Raw genomic sequence first — 16,748 nt, 5'->3', positions numbered from 1 at the left:
GCGTACGAGGATGCCGCGGACAAACAACTCGAAACGGGTCGCGAGGTCTACTTCTTCCAACCGTTCTGGGCGGTGCTGCGCGACCTCAAGCCGATCGCGATCTTCGACATCGCCGGGGTCGCCCACACGGTCATGGGCGCCATGCCGCTGATGCCGCTCTACGAACAGATCAACGGCAATCTGACCATCACCACGGCCCGGGTTCTCGGCCCGTACCTGCCCTGAGGAGCATCCATGACTTTCACTGAACCGACCCTGGCCGAACCGAAGAAGATCCTTTACATCGACCTCGACAACACGCTCGTGGATTTCCAGAGCGGTATCGACCGGCTCTCCGCGGAGGACCGCGCCACGTACGACGGCCACTACGACGACGCACCGGGGATCTTCGCGCTGATGGACCCACTCCCCGGTGCGCTGGAAGCCTACGGCGAGCTCGACGCGCACTTCGACACCTACATTCTGTCGACCGCGCCGTGGCACAACGACTCGGCCTGGAAAGACAAGGTGCTCTGGGTGCGGAAGCATCTGGCGCTCACCACTGAGTCCGCGGCCTACAAGCGGTTGATCCTCTCGCACCACAAGAACCTCAACCGCGGTGACTTCCTGGTCGACGACCGGGCGGCCAACGGCGCTGCCGGCTTCGAAGGGGAGTGGCTGCAGTTCGGGGCGGATGCCGCGTTCCCGAGCTGGGCATCCGTCACCGACTACCTGATCGCCGGTGCCGAGCCCTCGTCGCTACACGCGGCCATCAGCCTGGCCCGCTCGGCCCATGCCGGGCAGGTCGACAAGCTCGGGGTCGCCTATATCCACCACCCGCTCGCGGTGATGAAACGGGTGAATGGCGACGACGAGAAGATCGTGGCCATGCTGCACGACGTGGTGGAGGACACCACGGTGACGCTCGACGACCTCGTGGATCGCGGTTTCGCGCCGCACATCGTGCAGGCAGTGGATGCCATCACGAAGCGCCCACAGGAACCGCTGGCTGAGTCGATGGCGCGCGTGCTCGCAAACCCGCTGGCGCTGATCGTGAAGCAGGCCGATATCTCGCACAACGCCGACCCGAAGCGGCAGGAGGGGCTGTCGGATGAAGCGCGCGAGCGGCTGACGGCCAGGTATGAGGAGTCGGCGCGGCTGCTCGGAACGACGCTATCGGACGTCCTGGCGCAGCAAGCCTGAGCTGTCGCAGCGGCTGCAGGTCACTCAGCATGGTGGATTGCGAGCGAGCTGGCGAGGCGGCATTCGGACGTGCTCATCGTCGAGCAGCAAGAGTGATATTGAGGTCGTTCTGACGACCTCGACCTCCAACGTAGAGATGGCATGAACGCAGAAGAGGCCCCATATGTGAACCCGGCTGAAACAGCGTCAGCTCTACTAGCTACTCGGTCCCTCGGTCGAGCCTGGCGGCGGTCGTGAGCACCCGCGCATCCGGGTAATCCTCGCAGTACTGGTAGGCATAGGCCAGCCGGATGCGCCCGCTTGTGCCGACGACGAACTCGGCGGCTGCCCGCCATGGATCGTCGACTGGCGGTCGTCCCTCACGGCGCCTACCGTCTTGGAACTCAATACCGAGCTCCCGGGGATGGGCCCAGTACTCCGGCGGAGCGTCGAACAGCACCTGCTCCACCGCCCAGTGCCCGACGCCGAAAGCGCGGTAGGCATCCAGGTCGGGATCGCACAAGATGGCACACGGGATGCCGCGGGCGGCCTTGTACTCCGCCGTCCGTTCAGGTTCCCCCTGCGCGATGATGACCGGAGTGAGGTTGGCCTCCCGGTAAGAATGGACTTCAGCGATCAGCCGTGCGGAGCGGGCCACGCCGCACGTACAGCCGAAGTGCCGCCAGAACATGACCAGAGCCGGCCCGTCGGCCCAGAAGTCGGCCAGCCGGCGCGGGGTCCCCGTCTCGTCGGGCAACGTCAGGTCCGGCGCCGGCGTGCCAGGGAGCAGCAACGCCGGCGCTGCGTCCGTGGGACCTTCGGTCCACCGGTCAAGCCAGTTCGACTCCGCCGCCCGGTTGGCATCCTGCAGGCCGCTTGCCTCACGCATGGGAAGCGGCTAGCCGTGTTCACTCACGGGATAGACCTCATCGGCCACGAGGCCGTGGGCCTCCCGGTGAACCGTATTGGCCGCTTCGGCGTCGGGTGCGTCGACCAGGCAGAAGATCTTTCCCGCCTGCTCATCAACCCAGTACTTGAGATAGTGCACGCCGTGGGCGTCTTGCGTCGCGAGATCCGCGGCATGGGCTTCGGCGACGGCGTCGGCCGTTACGCCGCCCTCGATGTTATGGACGTCCATGTACAGTGGCATCGTAGATTCCTCTCGGTCCATCCCGACGTTTCGAGATGCTGAATACCATTTCGCCCTATCGGTGTTTGACGAAGCGTTTGACAGTTTTCGGAAGTGATCCGCATGAAGTTTGTTATCAACCTTCTTGGTCGCCCGGTGATTGATTGCGACCAAGTTGAGCCCTACCGATTCCGCAGTAGGAAGAGTTGGGCGCTGCTCGCCTTCCTACTATTGAATGATCGACCCCCCTCCCGGAGGCACCTCGCAGCGATGTTGTTCGGCACTGCCGCTGACCCGCTCCGAGCATTGCGGTGGAGCATCGGTGAGATCCGGCACGCTCTCGGTGATCACGGTTGCATCGAGGGTGACCCCGTCGTTCTCCAACTCCCAATAGGGGCCTCCGTTGATGTCACCACTGTGACGAAAGGGGCGTGGGGCGAAGCCATGCTGCTGCCCGGGCTCGGATCGGAACTGTTGGAGGGAGCCACGTTTCGCGACGCGGCGACGTTCGAATGTTGGCTGTTGTCGGAGCGGCGCCATCTTTCCGCGGCAACCGAAGCCATTGTGCATGAAGCAGCGCTGGGAATGATGTCGCAGGGCAACCTCGAGCGCGCCATCTCGTACGCCGTGAGATTGATCGGCATGAATGCGCTCGACGAGAATCACCAGGCCCTGCTCATCAGGCTCTACCGACTCGTTGGTGACGACCTTGCTGTCGACCGGCAATTCGCCGCGTGCAGACAACTGCTCCTGGCCGAGCTGGGGGTGGAGCCGGGCCCGGCGGTCGAGGCTGCCCTGCGCGTTGCCAAGCTTCAGGTTGACGGCGCAACGGATGCTGCCTCCATCGAAGCGATCATCGAGTCTGGCCTCGCGGCGGTGGGCGCCGGGGCAATCGACGTCGGGGTGCAGTCGCTTCGCAGCGGCGTGGCGCTCGCCGATGTCTCGTCTGCGCACCGGCTCCGAGTCACCTCCAGGCTCGCGCTCGCTGGGGCGCTGATTCACTCCTTGCGCGGCCAGGACGAGGAGGGTGTGGCCACGTTGCATGCGGCCGATGAGGTGGCGATGGCGATTGCCGAACCGGAGTTGGCGGCCGAAGCTCGCGCCGAGATCGGTTACGTCGATTTTCTCCGTGCACGGTATGACCGAGCCGAGCTGCGGCTAACGGATGCTCGCAGGCTCGGTAACGGTTCGTTGGCGATCGTGGCGAAAGCGGAAATGTACCTCGGGGCGACAGCGAGCGATCGCGGAAACTATCCCCAGGCGCTGGAACACCTCACCACGGCAGTGGACGCTGCCCGTGCAGCGGGCGAAACGCGGATGGAGGCCTATGCCCTATCGATGCTCGGCCGGATTCACCTTCTCCGCACTGATTTCTCTGTGGCGGAGCGGTGCCTAAATCTTTCCCAAGAGCTGTGTGAACAGAGTCATTGGCTCGCGTTTGCGCCCTGGCCCCAGAGCCTGAGCGGCGAGGTCGATCTGGGGCGCTCTCTGCTGGCCGAAGCCTCTCATTCGCTTGATCAGGCCTTTGCGCGGGCGTGCCAACTGGGCGATCCCTGTTGGGAAGGAATGTCGGCTCGAGGGCGTGCGCTAGTCGCCGAAGCTGAGGGAGAGTCGGAGCGCGCATTTGAGATTCTCGCGGATGCCCGAATCCGCAGTAATCGACTCACCGACCCGTATGTCTGGTTGGAGGCGTACATTCTTGACGCCCAATGCGATCTCGGACGCCGCTACGGCCACCCCAACACCGCGGCCTGGGTGGGATCGCTCGGTGCCCTCGCCTCCCGAACCGGCATGAGGGAATTTGTGGTGCGTTCGCTGCTGCATGCTGAGGCGCTCGGAGACGACAGCGCGGGCCGGGCCGCCCGGTTGCTCGGCCCCGACATTGACAATCCGGCCCTGGCCGATCTACTGAGCCGATCGGCGACCGGTGACGAACCGTGCAGCCAGCCAAGTCCTGAACGCTGTAACACCTGAACCTGTTTTCGATGTAGGCCGATGTCGGTGACATTGGTGATCGGGCTGTTGTGGATCGCCTAGCGAAAATTTTGGGGTGGGCAGCCGGTACCAAACACCTTCCCACTCCCGTGCCACCAGTGGTACATTCACCTCATGAGTGGGACAGAGTCAATGCGTGTGGGTGATCGAGGCCGAGTTGTCTTACCGGCTGCTATGCGAGAGCGACGCAACTGGGCAGAGGGAACGACGTTGATCGCCATTGAGACGAAGCGCGGCGTCATCCTGACCACGCGGGCCGAACTCGAGCGGCTCGTTCGAGAGCAGCTTGCGGGCACGGATGTCGTCGCGGCTCTCCTGGAGGAGCGCCGCGCATCTTCGGTCCGCGAGGACAACGCGTGAACGTTTTCGACGCATCTGCTCTGCTGGCGTATCTGCGCGGCGAAACGGGCGTCGACGTCGTGCGAGAGCTGCTCGACGCGGGTGGGGTGTGTGGGGCCGCGAACTGGGCGGAGGTCGCGCAGAAGGTGCGCTGTGCTGGCGCGGATTGGGACCTTGCGCGGGCCCTGCTGTTGAGCCATGAACTCACGGTCGAACCGGTGACGATGGCTGACGCCGAAGCGGCAGCATCGATGTGGCGCGCGGGCGAGGGGCTCTCGCTGGGAGACCGCCTGTGTCTCGCGCTCGCCGTACGGCTGGGCGCAACCGCTTGCACGGCGGACTCCGGTTGGCGCGGCAGGCCGGGAGTGGCGTTGATTCGATAGTGCTATCGGGTGGCCCGCCGCACATGTTGACGAGTAGCGGTTTACGGTGCACGGCGGGAACTAGTCGCCCGGCGTCCGGGGCGTTCGTGGCGTGCGGCGCGGCCGGAGCGGCCGGAGAGGTGGTCGAGAGAGCAGATTTGGGCCTTCACAAGCATCCTGCCGAGCTATAGCATCACCGTGGGGAACTCAAGATTCAGAAAAGTTCAGGTGCAACATGGTCACCGAATGTGTTGTGGTCGGGGCAGGACCCGCCGGGCTCGCTGCGAGCGTCGCGCTGTCGGAACGCGGCATCGACCACCTCGTTGTGGAGCGCGCCAGGGTGGGTGAGACGTGGCGCACCCAGCGGTGGGATTCGCTGCATCTGAACCACCTCGGATTCATGAACACCATGTTGGGGGAGCAGGAGCCGAATTCATACCTGACCGCGGGCGAGGTCGTTGAGCGACTCGAAGCGCTGGCGTCGAAGACGCCGCTTCGAACCGCGGTCACCGTTCATGGTCTGACGCGGGTGGGTGAGCACTGGATCGTGGGCACGAGCGACGGGCCGATCGAAGCTCGCACCGTCGTGGTCGCAAGTGGCGGCGAGAATGTTCCCCGAACGCCGTCCTGGGCGGCCCGATTGCCCGAGCGGATCGTGCAGTGTCATGCGGCGAGCTACACAAATTCGGGAGAGCTGCCTGAGGGGGCCGTGTTGGTCGTCGGGAGCGCTCAGTCCGGGATGCAGATCACCGAAGACTTGCTGGCGGCGGGCCGCCGGGTGTGGCTGGCGACCAGCCCGGTCGGGCGCGCACCGGCTCGCTACCGCGGGAAAGGCATATATCAGTGGTTGGACGAGGCCGGGTTCTTTGAACACCGGCCGGAGGACCTGCCCGACCCCTCGGTAATCCGAGCGGTACCACCGTTACTGGGACCGGGAGGGCGAGACATCAGCTTGCAATTGCTGGCGAGGGCCGGAGCGAACCTTGCTGGTCGTTTGGTGGCGGTGAGAGACGAGACGCTCACGTTTGACGACAGCCTGGCAGCCAATGTTGCCTACGGGGACAAGTTCGTGGCAGACCTACGCCGTGCACTGGATGCATACATCACGGATCACGACGTCACTGCCCCGGGTCCAGAGCCCGACACAGGGAGCCAAACCGTCGTCCTAAATGCGCCCCGGCAACTTTCTCTCGGGCACGCTGACATCGGTAGTGTCATCTGGGGCACCGGCTACACGGGCGACTTCCGGTGGCTCGGACCAGACCTGATTGATTCCGAGGGGATAGCGCTGCGCCGAGGGGCCGCCTCGCCAGCTCCCGGGATCTGGTTTGTGGGTCTGCGCTGGCTAATCCGCCGCACCTCCGGCAATTTCATCGGCTTCCCTCGGGACGCTGCTGTCGTCGCGGATTCCGTGCACACTTATCTAGCGTTGAGCGGATCCCGACCCGCGCACCAGACGCCCACAAGAGCCGATGATCTGCGATTCTGACGTGTCACGTCCGCGGGGTCGGGGAGAGTTCCAATCGTATGAACCAGTAGGTGACCGGGGTCGATGTGCCGTCACGCCCGGCAAATGATTATTGCGGCAGCAGCAGACTAATGTTTGCCTCGGCATGCACCCACCCTTGTCTGCGGCATACGGCATGATGAATTCGGGAGGCATCCTTCCCGTATCCATACCGCACTGACCCCAAGGAGGCCTGACGCGTGTCCGCTCTGAGTCAGACCCATGCTCTCAAACACCTTCTCGAAACAGACGCCACCTGGCGGCTCCTGCGAGCCGACAACGCGCCCGTGATCGCGGCTTTGCTCAGTGAACATCTGAGCGGGGAAAGTCGGCGTCTCCCTACCGACGAGCTCTACGAGCGTCTAGACCACGACCTTGAGGCCCTGCGTGCACATGGATTCGAGCTGCCGCAGAGTGCCCAGGGATACTGCGCCGAATGGCGCAAGGCAGGCTTTCTCACCCGTCGGCCCGCGGAGGAAGCGCGCGGTGAGACGTTCGAGCTCGCACCCGGCGCGCTGGGTGCCATCCGATTTCTGGAGCAGCTTGCCGCACCACGCCAGACGGTGACCGAATCCCGTCTGGCGAGCATCGGCGTGCAGCTGGGCCAGCTGGCGATCGAAACGGACCCGGATGCCTCCCGAAGGCTCGAACAGCTCCACGCGCAACGCGACCGCCTCGATGCACAGATCGAGCGCATCCGATCCGGGGACCTCGATACCCTCGACCGAGCCCGGGCGCTCGAGCGGGTGCGGGACATTCTCGCCCAGGCCGAGGAGATCCCCTCGGATTTCGCCCGGGTGCGTGCCGAGTTCGAGACTCTCAACCGTGATCTGCGTGCACGGATCGTGGAATCCGAAGAAACGCAGCGCACCGTGCTCGACGAGGTGTTTCGCGGCGTCGATCTGATCGGCGACTCGGACGAGGGCCGCAGCTTCGCTGGCTTCTCCGCTCTCGTTCTCGACCCCGCTGTGGGCGCCGCATTTGACGACGACATTGACCGCGTGCTCGCCCGTGATTTCGCGGGAGAGCTCACCGCGGCGCAGCGCCGCTACCTGCGCCGCTTCATCGGCACTCTCAAAGACCACAGCGGTGAGATCCACGAGGTCATCACCGCCTTCGCCCGAGGACTTCGTCGCTACGTGCAATCTCAGGACTACCAGCGCGACCGAGTGCTCCGCGGGCTGCTGCGCACGGCGCTGGCCGCTGGCGTCGAGGCATCTGTGCACACGAAGCCGTACCAGCCCACCACCCGGCACCTCGAGCTCTCGGCGGTGGCACTTGGCAGCGTGGGCGCCATTCGCCCGCATGACCCTGCTGACCTCGACGCCAGTGCGCCGATCATCGAGCACGTGGCTGGAACCGCCGACCTTGAGGCACTGCGCGTCCTAGCCCGCGCCACCGAGATCGACTTCGGCGAGCTCACCGGAAACGTCAACGCGGTGCTCGCCGAGGTGGAGCAGTGCACCGTACGGGAGGTGCTCGAGCGGCATCCGGCCAGCCAGGGCGTGGCAAGCGTTGTGGGGCTACTCACCCTGGCCGCTAACCAGGGCGCCACCCTGGATGGTGTCGAGACGGTGCGCTGGCGGGGCGCCGACGAGACGGCGCGTGCCGCCGACATTCCGATCTACCGCTTCACGGGGAGACTGCTTTGAACAACGACTTCGGCATCGACACCAGCACCGGCACCGAACCGGACGGCGCCTCCTCCACAGCGCTGTGGTCAGGAGACACCGGCGTGATGGGGGAGCAATCGCGGCGGGTGCTGCTCGAGCTGATCAAGGGACCCTACATATCGGGCGCCAAAGCCCCCGCGCTGTGGTCGGCGCTCCTCGCCGACGACGTGAGCATTCGTTCGCGCCTGCACGAACTCTTTCTCGAGCTAGTCATCGACCGGGTCGGTGAATTCGCCTTCGTGCGCAACGTGAACACCACCGAACTGAAAGTACCGAGCACAGTCCGCACCGCGGCGCTCACGTTCCTCGACACGGCGATGCTGCTTGTGCTGCGCCAGATGCTGCTTTCCGGTGAGGGCGACGGCAGGGTGATTGTGGGGCAGGAGGATGTTTTCGAGCAGCTGCGCGTGTATCGCACCGCCGACCGCGATGAGAGCGACTTCAACAAACGGCTGCACTCAACCTGGCAGAAGATGAAGAACACGCTTCGGGTGATTCACCAGGCCGGTGCCGAGGACCGGGCCGAGATTTCGCCCGTGCTTCGTTTGATCGTTGACGCCGAACAGATCGCGGCAATCAGCGGCGAATACCGACGGATTGCCGAGGGCGGATCGGTGGATTCATTGAATCTCGATGCCGGGGCCGACTCCTTCGCCGACTCGAATTTCGGTGGCATCGACGACCCGGATGATGCGACACCTGACCAAACGGAGGAGATCACCTCATGACGATGCTCGAGATGACCGGCCTCGATGATTCCCTCGATGCCGAAAACCAGCCGGCCACCAGCGGCCCCATCCATGCTGGTCAGTGGCGGCTGGCCCGGGTGGAACTGCTCAATTGGGGTACTTTCGACGGGCACCATCGCATCGATGTTGCCCGCAAGGGGCACCTGTTCACCGGGGCATCGGGCTCGGGTAAATCCTCACTGCTCGACGCCATCGGCACGGTGCTCACACCCGACAAATGGCTGCGCTTCAACGCCGCCGCGCAGGACTCGACAAGCCGAAACGACGACCGAACCCTGGTGAGCTATGTTCGCGGGGCGTGGAGCAAAGAAGCCGACGAGACCCTCGACCGGGCGGTGAGCACGTACCTCCGCAAAACCGCCGCGTGGAGCGGCATTCTGCTGCGTTTCGAGAACGAACGGGATGCCCCGGTCACCTTGGCGCGCCTGTTCCATCTGCGCGGGGCGAGCGTTGACAAGGCCGACCTCAAGGATGCCTGTTTCATCGACCGAGTCGACGTGAGCCTGCTCGACTTTCGCGAGCACGTGGCATCCGGCATCGAGATCCGGCGCATCAAGAGCGCCTGGCCCGACGCCCTCGTCACGTCTACCGGAGCCCATGCCCCGTTCTACTCGCGGCTGCGGCGACTGCTCGGCATCGGCAGCCAGAACGCCCTGCACCTGCTGCACAAAACCCAGTCGGCGAAGAATCTCGGCAGCCTAGACCAGCTCTTCCGCGACTTCATGCTCGACGAACCGGCCACCTTCGCCCGGGCCAGGAACGCCGTGGAACAATTCGGTGAACTCAACCAGGCGCACCAGCACGTGGTAGAGCTGCGCAAACAAGCCGATCACCTCACCAATCTGGAGAAGTCAATCGCGTCCTACGAGTCGGCGGCGACGGCGGCCGCGGAGGCCGAACGGCTCAGCGCGCTCATCGACCCGTTCCAGGCCCAGCTGACGCTGCGACTGGCCGAGGATGAGCGCGGAGCTTTGGGAGCGCAGCAGGCGCGCGCCGCCGAGGAGTCCCGCCGAGCGGATGCCGCGCGCGACGACGCCTCGAAAATGCTGCGCGCCGCCGAGTTGCGGTCGCTGCAGCTCGGCGGCAATGACGCTGCGCAGGCGCAGGAACGGGTCAACGACGCACTGACGGCCGCCGACGGCACGGAACTGCAATGGGCCCGGTTCGCGGGGGAACTGAAGGGTGTCGGCGTTGACCCGGCACCGCAGAACGGCGAGGAGTTCGCCGAGTTCCAGGAGTCGTCGCGGCGAGTATTGGAGGAGTCTCCTCCGGCTGCCGCACATGAGCACAGAGACAACGAACTGTACTCCACTGCCGGTCGTGAGCTTCTGGCGATCGATGGAGAGCTGAAGGAGCTACGCAACCGCAGGAGCAACCTGCCGGCCGCGCTTCTGCTCGCACGCAAGCGCCTGGCCGAGGAACTCGGGGTAACCGAGGCGGCACTTCCCTTCGCCGGTGAACTGATCGAGGTGCTGCCGCAGTTCGCCGAGTGGAGCGGCGCGATCGAACGCGTTCTCTTTCCCCTTGCCAATGCGCTCCTCGTACGGGACGACTACCTGCATGAGGTACGTCGACGCGTCGAGGCCCGCAACCTCGGCGCCCGGCTCGTCTTCGAAGCGGTTCCTGTCATCGCGGACGCTCCGCGGGCAGCGCGAACCACGACGTCGCTATTGCATCGCATCCGAGTCAGCGACGGGCCGTTCCACGACTGGCTGCTCGCCCGCACGGCTGCCGAGTTCGACTTCGCCTGCGTCTCTCACCCCGATGAACTCGATCATGTGGACCGCGGGGTGACGATCGGCGGTCAGGTCAAGAAGTCTGCCCGCCGCTACGAGAAGAACGACCGCCACCGCATCGACGACCGCTCCCAGTGGATCCTCGGCGCCGACAATGATGCCAAGATCGAGCTGTTGCTGGAGCGTCGGCGAGACGCGGAACGCCGTCATGAGGACGCGGGCGGCCGTCTCACGCGGGCGCAGTCCGAGCGTGATGCCTTGATGAAGCGGCGCACCGTGTTCGAGCGCGTTCTCGGCCAGAACTGGACCGAGCTTGACCGCGCCGCGGCCGATGAGCTCGTGCGGGTGCGGCGCCGCCAGTTGCAGGCGCTGACAACGGACAACGTCGAACTGCAAGATGCGCTTGATGCCGAGACCCAGGCACGCGAACGCGCTGAGGTCGCCGAGACCAAGGCCCGGGCACAAGCGCTGGAACTCAGCCAGGGTGCGGCGCTGCTGGTCGAGGTGAACGCGCTCATCAACGAGATCGAAGCGCGCACGGAGGATGCGCTGCTCAGCGAGGTCGACACTGCCGAGCTCGAGACGCGGTATCGTTCCGTGCTGCGCAAGATCGACCGTCGCAACATCGGCGAAATCGGACGTAAGGTCAGCGAAGCCCTTCATCGGGAGTCGAACACTGCCTTGTCGCTGCTGCGGCATGCGGAGTCCGAGTTCGTCGCTGGTGCCAGCGTGTTCAAGACCAAGTGGCCCGCGGCATCCGGCGACTTGACGTCCTCCATCGACGACCGCGCTGGCTATCGCGCGCTGCTGGCGGGCATCGTCGAGCGCGGACTCCCCGAGCACGAGGGCAACTTTCTCAAACTGTTGCGCGACAAGTCACGCGACCTCATCGGGCATCTGGCGTCAGATATTCGTGACGCCCCGAAACTGGTCGCGGATCGCATCGACCCCGTCAACGCCTCGCTGGGGCGTTCGCGTTTCGACGTGGAGCGCCACCTACGTATCGAGGTCAAGACCCGGCGAGCTCCTGAAGTGCTGCAGTTCATGGCCGACCTCAAAACCGTCGTCGACGGAGCCTGGGGCGACGACACTCTCGCCGCCGCTGAACAGCGCTTCGCCGTGCTGAACCGACTCATGCAGCGGCTCGCCTCGGACGACAACGCCGACCTGGCGTGGAGCCGCCGCTGCCTCGACACCCGCCAGCACGTCACGTTCATGGCGAGCGAGGTCGACCTGGCCGGTCGAGTCATGAACGTGCATGACTCCAGCGCCGGGCTCTCCGGCGGCCAACGCCAGAAACTCGTCATCTTCTGCCTGGCAGCTGCTCTCCGCTACCAACTGGCGGCCGACGAAGACGAATTGCCGTCCTATGCCACGATCATCCTCGACGAGGCCTTCGACAAAGCCGACAGCCGGTATACCCGCATGGCGATGAACGTGTTTGTGGAATTCGGCTTCCACATGATCCTGGCCACGCCCGAGAAGCTCCTGCAGACCATCGAACCCTACGTCGGCGGCATCACATCGATTACCAATGCCACCCGGCGAGATTCGCGCACGGCCGCAGTGGTCTACCGCGACGAGAGCTCCTGATGGCGGTGCGGATCGGCCGGGTGAGCGTCGCCGACGCTCGGGCGCGGGCGCTGAAACGCGTTCTCGCCGACCAGCGCACCTGGGCAGCCACGGGCGGTGACGATGCACGCCTCGAGATCGTGCTGCACCCACCCACCGAGCGGGAGGCACTCATCGACCAGGCGGCCGCCATCGCGTGGGTGCAGGCCTGGCAATCCGCGGACGCCGCCGACGCCACGCTTGAGGTGACCTGGGGCGGGCGGCAGTGGTCGCGCGTCGGTGCTCAAACCGTGCCCGAACGGTGCCTGCTGAGGGGAGCGGATGCGATCGCGGCATTCGCCGGCACCGCGCCCGTCCGCGAATGGCGGGTGCTGCGTGATCGCGCGGCGCGGGTTCGCGGTGCGTTCGCCGATCACCCGGCATCCACAGACGCCCTCGCCGCTGCGATTCGCACGCACGGTCGAGCCCTGCAGCAGCTGGCAGAGTCCGATTTCACTACCCTGCTCCAGGCCGTTGCCTGGCTGGTAGAACACCCGGCATCCGGCTGGCGCATTCGCCAGCTGCCGATTCGCGGCATCGATACCAAATGGCTCGAAGGACATCGATCCGTCGTGGAGGGCCTGCACTCCGCGGTCAGTGGGCGGCTCTCGCTCGGGCTGCTCGAGGCGCCCAACCTGGTGCGGGTGCGCTTTCTCGACCCGGCGTTGCGGCCTGGGGGATTGTGCGACGTGATCGCGCCGGTGGAGGAGCTGGCCGTGCTCGATATTGTTCCGAGCGTGGTGTTCGTCTTTGAGAACCTGGAAACAATGTTCGCGATGCCCGCCCTGCCGGGCGCCGTCGTCGTGCACGGTGGCGGCTATGCGGTGCCGCGCCTGGGTGGAATTCCGTGGATTCACGGGGGCCGTGTCATTTACTGGGGCGACCTCGACTCGGACGGCTTTGCCATCCTGCACGCACTGCGCTCGGGCTGCACCAACGTCACGAGCGTCCTCATGGACGAGGAAACCTTGCTGGCGTACCGCGACTTGTGGGTGCCAGAGCCCAAGACGGCCGCCGGAACCCATCCAATGCTTACGGTGGATGAACAGCAGGCCTTGGCGCGCATCCGTTCAGAAGGGAACGTGCGGCTTGAGCAGGAGCGGATCGCCTGGGGGTACGCGCTGCCGAAGCTGGTCAGCGCTGCCGGAGAAGGCCGTGGTCGAAAGTCAGTCGACTTCGCGAATGCGTTGCCCGTGACCTGAAAGCTTGCACGCGGTGGCGGCGCGATGTCACACCGAGATGGCGACCTTGCCCCGCGCGTGGTGCTCGATGAGGTGACTCACCGCGGCCGCGGTCTCGGCGAGCGGGTAGGTGCGCTCGATCGTGGGGGCGATTCGGCCGGCCTCGATGTGCTCCCGCAACACGTCGAGATCTGCGGCGCTCGCTTTTGCCACCAGCGGGCGGAGGGGCTGCTCGACGAACATCGACCGCACTGAGGCCCCGATGATGCGACCGATGGGCCCGAGTACTGCCGCCTGCTCCGGAGGAGAGCACGAGGGTTCCGCGCCGCTTGAGAGCTCTTCGGCACTCGTCAATGGTGCGGTTGCCGACAAGATCGAATACCGCGTCATAGGTCGTGTCGCTCGAGGCGAAATCCTGCGTCGCGTAATCGATGACGTGATGGGCGCCGAGGGAACGCACGAGGTCGATGTTGCGGGTGCTGCAGACCGCGGTGACCTCGGCTCCGAGCACTCGCGCGAGCTGCACCGCGAACGACCCGACGCCACCGGCTGCCCCGTTGATGAGCACGGAGTCTCCTGGCCGCACTCGTGCGGCATCCCGCAGACCCTGAAGCGCCGTGGTGCCGGCGACGGGCACCGTCGCGGCGGCCTCGAAGGAGACCGTGGTGGGCTTGCGGGAGACCAGGCGCTCCGGCGCGACGGTGTACTCCGCGAAACTCCCCGCGCTCACCTCCGCGAACACCTCGTCGCCGACCGTGAAACCGTGCACGGCAGATCCCACCGCTTCGACCACGCCCGCGGCATCCCTACCGCGGATCAGAACCCGCGGCTTGCGCAAGCCGAAGGCGAGGCGCAGCAAATAGGGCTCGCCGCGCATCAGTAGCATGTCAGCGGCGTTCAGTGACGCTCCACGCACCCGGATAAGCACGTCGCCGGCACCCGGTACGGGCCTCGGTATATCGGCCAGTTCGTAGGTTTCCGGTCCACCGTACTGACGTTGGATGATCGCTTTCACCATTGCCCCTTCCCGAGTAACACTATAGTGTGTGAGACACAGTAGCAGATCATCCATGAGATCGAAAGGACCCACCATCATGACCCGCATCATAATCACCCCTCTGCACCGCCCCACACTGCTCTCGACCCTCTGGATCGTCGTGATGTTCAACTACATCTACGCCGATGTGCTCGGGCTGAACGATCCGGCACACCTCATTGCCCTCGAGGCGGGCACGATCGGCGGACTGCCGTTCTCTCCCGACAAGCTTGTTGCCGCGGGTCTCCTGATGCAGGTGCCCATCGCGATGGTCTTGCTGTCACGCGTGCTTCGCCAGACCCCGAACCGGGTGTTCAACGTTCTCGCGGCAGCGTTCATGGCGCTCACCCAGGTGGCAACGCTGTTCTTCGGCACTCCTCCGACCCCGGTGTACTACCTCTTTTCCGCAATCGAGATCATCGTTCTCGTCGTGATCCTGGCCCTTGCGGCAGCCTGGCGCCGCACTGCACCGGCGAGCGTGCCCGACAAGGCGCTGGCGGCGGCGTGAACCAGTAGCGTGAGACCGTGTTGAAAAATGAGGAACTGGCTACCCACCGGCAGGAATTGCGCCGTGGCACCGTCGTGCTCGCCTGCCTCATGCTCCTGGAGACGTCGAACTACGGTTACGCCCTGCTCACGGCGCTTGACTCCTCCGGGTTCGCGGTCGACGCGAACACCCTCTACCCGCTGCTGCGACGCCTTGAAAAACAGGGGCTGGTCCAGAGTGAGTGGAATACCGACGAGTCCCGGCCCCGTAAGTTCTATGCCACGAGCCTCGAAGGCAGGCGGCTTGCCGCCACCCTTCGGGGTGACTGGGTCGAACTCGCTGCTGCATTCACGGCATTGACGGAGAAATCATGACGACAGCATCCACGCTCACCGATCGCTATGTGGCGGCGGCCGTTCGCGGCCTGACCCGTGGCCAGCGACAGGACATCGAAGCGGAGTTGCGCACCTCGATCGCCGATGCCATCGAGGATCGCCTGGGAGCGGGGACGGATGCTGCCGCTGCGGAACGCGAAGTGCTCACGGAGCTCGGTCCGCCGAGGAGCCTCGCAGCGAGTTACTCGGACAAACCCACCCACCTGATCGGGCCGGATTTGTTCAGCGACTACCTGCGCGTGCTCGCGGTGCTGCTCTCGACAGCCGTTCCGCTCTGGTTCGTCTTCAGCGGCGTCGTCACCTTCGTGGCCGGTGCGTCGCCCATCGACTCACTGTGGAGCGCCCTGTGGGGTTCGCTGGAGACAGCAATGTCACTCGCCTTCATCGTGACACTGGTGTTCGCGATCATTGAACGTACCCCGGCACTGCACGCGCGCCGCACGGCGGAGTGGGACCCGCACTCACTCCCGGCCGTGCCCGACCAGCGGGGCTATGTGAGCGAGCTCGTCGGCGGGGTTCTCTTCCTGGTGGTGATTGCGAGCGTCGTCATCGTGCTGCAGTCCGTGGGTGCCGTCGACGGTCCGGGCGGCACACCGATTGGGCCCCTCGACGCGACGTTGTGGGAGTCGGGCGCGTTCTCGGTGGCCCTCTTCTACGCAGCGGTGAGTATCAGCTTCCACGTATTCGCGCATTACACGGGATGGTCGGTCGCCAACGCCGTGGCCACGATCTTGCTCGATGTGCTCTTCGTGGTTCCCGCGGTCTGGATCGTCGCTGGCGACCGACTACTGAATGCCGACTATTTCGCGACGATCGGGTGGCCGAACGGAGTGGAGGTTGTCGGTCTCATCGCCCTGGCCGTGGTTGTGCTGTTCCCCCTGCTCGACACGGTCGATGCGATCGCCCGAACGGTGCGCACACGACGCGTTCGACCATCGCGTGACGTCAGCGGCTGAGCTCGTGCTCCCGCTCCAGCGACTCGAAGAACTCCCGCGCCGTGCGGTGGGACAGCAGACCATAATCCAGCGTGATGCGCTCTGTTCTACTACGAGAATGAGGAGTTTCCCTTCGTTGACGGACGCCTGCTGCTGCGCGGCAATAACGGCGCCGGCAAGTCGAAGGTTCTCGCGCTGACGCTGCCCTTTTTGCTCGACGGCGACCTTTCGCCGCAACGGGTCGAGCCCGACGGCGACCGGCAGAAACACATGGAGTGGAACCTGCTGCTCGGCAACGAGCACCCCAACAACGAACGCCTCGGCTACAGCTGGCTCGAATTCGGTCGCATCGACGAGAACGGCGCGGCACTGTTCGTCACCATCGGTGCCGGGCTGAAGGCTGCGCGGGGCCGCGGGGTGACGAAGCACTGGTTCATCGTCACGCCATAACG

17 protein-coding genes and 1 pseudogene are annotated in these 16,748 nt (G+C 65.2%); 14 read left to right on the top strand and 4 right to left on the bottom strand.

Features of this window, described 5'->3' with window-relative positions; genetic code table 11:
- On the top strand, positions 1-225 hold a 225-nt coding region (locus tag LH475_RS10790; RefSeq protein ID WP_297413946.1), incomplete at its 5' end, for a hypothetical protein.
- A 9-nt stretch (positions 226-234) separates the two neighbouring features.
- On the top strand, positions 235-1,182 hold the full coding sequence (locus LH475_RS10785; protein WP_297413944.1) for an HD domain-containing protein: 948 nt from the start codon (positions 235-237) through the stop codon (positions 1,180-1,182).
- Between the two features lie 199 nt (positions 1,183-1,381).
- Here LH475_RS10785 and LH475_RS10780 read toward each other — a convergent pair whose 3' ends face one another.
- A complete protein-coding gene (locus LH475_RS10780; protein ID WP_196842511.1) occupies positions 1,382-2,050 on the bottom strand; it encodes a redoxin domain-containing protein in 669 nt (222 codons plus the stop codon).
- A gap of 9 nt (positions 2,051-2,059) precedes the next feature.
- On the bottom strand, positions 2,060-2,311 hold the full coding sequence (locus LH475_RS10775; protein WP_196842512.1) for a DUF4242 domain-containing protein: 252 nt from the start codon (positions 2,309-2,311) through the stop codon (positions 2,060-2,062).
- 396 nt (positions 2,312-2,707) lie between these two features.
- On the opposite strand from LH475_RS10775, the gene LH475_RS10770 reads away from it, so the two are divergent.
- The 8 genes from LH475_RS10770 (at position 2,708) to LH475_RS10735 (ending at position 13,464) form a co-directional block, all read left to right on the top strand.
- Complete coding sequence (locus LH475_RS10770; protein ID WP_297413942.1) at positions 2,708-4,264, top strand: tetratricopeptide repeat protein; 1,557 nt, start codon at positions 2,708-2,710, stop codon at positions 4,262-4,264.
- 135 nt (positions 4,265-4,399) lie between these two features.
- The gene (locus LH475_RS10765) at positions 4,400-4,645 is read left to right on the top strand and encodes an AbrB/MazE/SpoVT family DNA-binding domain-containing protein (RefSeq protein ID WP_366145597.1); all 246 of its coding nucleotides are present in this window, start codon (positions 4,400-4,402) and stop codon (positions 4,643-4,645) included.
- On the top strand, positions 4,642-5,007 hold the full coding sequence (locus LH475_RS10760) for a PIN domain-containing protein (protein WP_297413940.1): 366 nt from the start codon (positions 4,642-4,644) through the stop codon (positions 5,005-5,007). The genes LH475_RS10765 and LH475_RS10760 overlap by 4 nt, the downstream gene beginning before the upstream one ends.
- 214 nt (positions 5,008-5,221) lie before the next feature.
- Positions 5,222-6,475 carry an NAD(P)/FAD-dependent oxidoreductase gene (locus LH475_RS10755; RefSeq protein ID WP_297413938.1) on the top strand — a complete coding sequence of 418 codons (1,254 nt, stop codon included), beginning with the start codon at positions 5,222-5,224 and terminating at the stop codon, positions 6,473-6,475.
- 218 nt (positions 6,476-6,693) lie between these two features.
- Positions 6,694-8,145, top strand: coding sequence for a DUF3375 domain-containing protein (locus LH475_RS10750; RefSeq protein ID WP_297413935.1), 1,452 nt, complete (start codon positions 6,694-6,696; stop codon positions 8,143-8,145).
- Complete coding sequence (locus LH475_RS10745) at positions 8,142-8,894, top strand: DUF4194 domain-containing protein (RefSeq protein ID WP_297413934.1); 753 nt, start codon at positions 8,142-8,144, stop codon at positions 8,892-8,894. Before LH475_RS10750 ends, LH475_RS10745 begins: the two co-directional genes overlap by 4 nt.
- On the top strand, positions 8,891-12,244 hold the full coding sequence (locus tag LH475_RS10740; RefSeq protein ID WP_297413931.1) for an SbcC/MukB-like Walker B domain-containing protein: 3,354 nt from the start codon (positions 8,891-8,893) through the stop codon (positions 12,242-12,244). Before LH475_RS10745 ends, LH475_RS10740 begins: the two co-directional genes overlap by 4 nt.
- On the top strand, positions 12,244-13,464 hold the full coding sequence (locus tag LH475_RS10735) for a DUF3322 and DUF2220 domain-containing protein (protein WP_297413929.1): 1,221 nt from the start codon (positions 12,244-12,246) through the stop codon (positions 13,462-13,464). The genes LH475_RS10740 and LH475_RS10735 overlap by 1 nt, the downstream gene beginning before the upstream one ends.
- 27 nt (positions 13,465-13,491) lie before the next feature.
- Here LH475_RS10735 and LH475_RS10730 read toward each other — a convergent pair whose 3' ends face one another.
- Together LH475_RS10730 and LH475_RS14580 are read right to left on the bottom strand one after the other, a co-directional pair.
- Positions 13,492-13,686 (bottom strand): zinc-binding dehydrogenase, encoded by a 195-nt coding sequence (locus LH475_RS10730; protein ID WP_297413927.1) that lies wholly within the window; start codon positions 13,684-13,686, stop codon positions 13,492-13,494.
- A 109-nt stretch (positions 13,687-13,795) separates the two neighbouring features.
- Positions 13,796-14,320 (bottom strand): annotated as a pseudogene (locus tag LH475_RS14580) (NAD(P)-dependent alcohol dehydrogenase); the annotation flags it as partial.
- Between the two features lie 217 nt (positions 14,321-14,537).
- On the opposite strand from LH475_RS14580, the gene LH475_RS10720 reads away from it, so the two are divergent.
- From LH475_RS10720 to LH475_RS10705, 4 genes are all read left to right on the top strand, one after another.
- Entirely contained in the window at positions 14,538-14,987 is a 450-nt protein-coding gene (locus LH475_RS10720; RefSeq protein ID WP_297413923.1) for a DUF6326 family protein, read from the top strand.
- A gap of 17 nt (positions 14,988-15,004) precedes the next feature.
- Positions 15,005-15,340 carry a PadR family transcriptional regulator gene (locus tag LH475_RS10715; RefSeq protein WP_297413921.1) on the top strand — a complete coding sequence of 112 codons (336 nt, stop codon included), beginning with the start codon at positions 15,005-15,007 and terminating at the stop codon, positions 15,338-15,340.
- Positions 15,337-16,317 (top strand): permease prefix domain 1-containing protein, encoded by a 981-nt coding sequence (locus LH475_RS10710; protein WP_297413919.1) that lies wholly within the window; start codon positions 15,337-15,339, stop codon positions 16,315-16,317. The genes LH475_RS10715 and LH475_RS10710 overlap by 4 nt, the downstream gene beginning before the upstream one ends.
- Before the next feature lie 189 nt (positions 16,318-16,506).
- A complete protein-coding gene (locus tag LH475_RS10705) occupies positions 16,507-16,746 on the top strand; it encodes a hypothetical protein (protein WP_297413917.1) in 240 nt (79 codons plus the stop codon).
- The last annotated feature ends 2 nt before the right edge of the window (positions 16,747-16,748 follow it).

It is taken from the genome of Cryobacterium sp., from assembly GCF_026786305.1.
Lineage (GTDB): Bacteria > Actinomycetota > Actinomycetes > Actinomycetales > Microbacteriaceae > Cryobacterium.
This window is presented reverse-complemented; position numbering and strand designations above follow the sequence as displayed.

Excerpts from the sequence above, each read along its gene's own strand:
- LH475_RS10785 (WP_297413944.1), top strand. The coding sequence starts at position 235 with ATGACTTTCACTGAACCGACCCTGGCCGAACCGAAGAAGATCCTTTAC.
- LH475_RS10780 (WP_196842511.1), bottom strand. The coding sequence starts at position 2,050 with ATGCGTGAGGCAAGCGGCCTGCAGGATGCCAACCGGGCGGCGGAGTCG.
- LH475_RS10775 (WP_196842512.1), bottom strand. The coding sequence starts at position 2,311 with ATGCCACTGTACATGGACGTCCATAACATCGAGGGCGGCGTAACGGCC.
- LH475_RS10765 (WP_366145597.1), top strand. The coding sequence starts at position 4,400 with ATGAGTGGGACAGAGTCAATGCGTGTGGGTGATCGAGGCCGAGTTGTC.
- LH475_RS10755 (WP_297413938.1), top strand. The coding sequence starts at position 5,222 with ATGGTCACCGAATGTGTTGTGGTCGGGGCAGGACCCGCCGGGCTCGCT.
- LH475_RS10740 (WP_297413931.1), top strand. The coding sequence starts at position 8,891 with ATGACGATGCTCGAGATGACCGGCCTCGATGATTCCCTCGATGCCGAA.
- LH475_RS10735 (WP_297413929.1), top strand. The coding sequence starts at position 12,244 with ATGGCGGTGCGGATCGGCCGGGTGAGCGTCGCCGACGCTCGGGCGCGG.
- LH475_RS10730 (WP_297413927.1), bottom strand. The coding sequence starts at position 13,686 with ATGTTCGTCGAGCAGCCCCTCCGCCCGCTGGTGGCAAAAGCGAGCGCC.
- LH475_RS10720 (WP_297413923.1), top strand. The coding sequence starts at position 14,538 with ATGACCCGCATCATAATCACCCCTCTGCACCGCCCCACACTGCTCTCG.
- LH475_RS10710 (WP_297413919.1), top strand. The coding sequence starts at position 15,337 with ATGACGACAGCATCCACGCTCACCGATCGCTATGTGGCGGCGGCCGTT.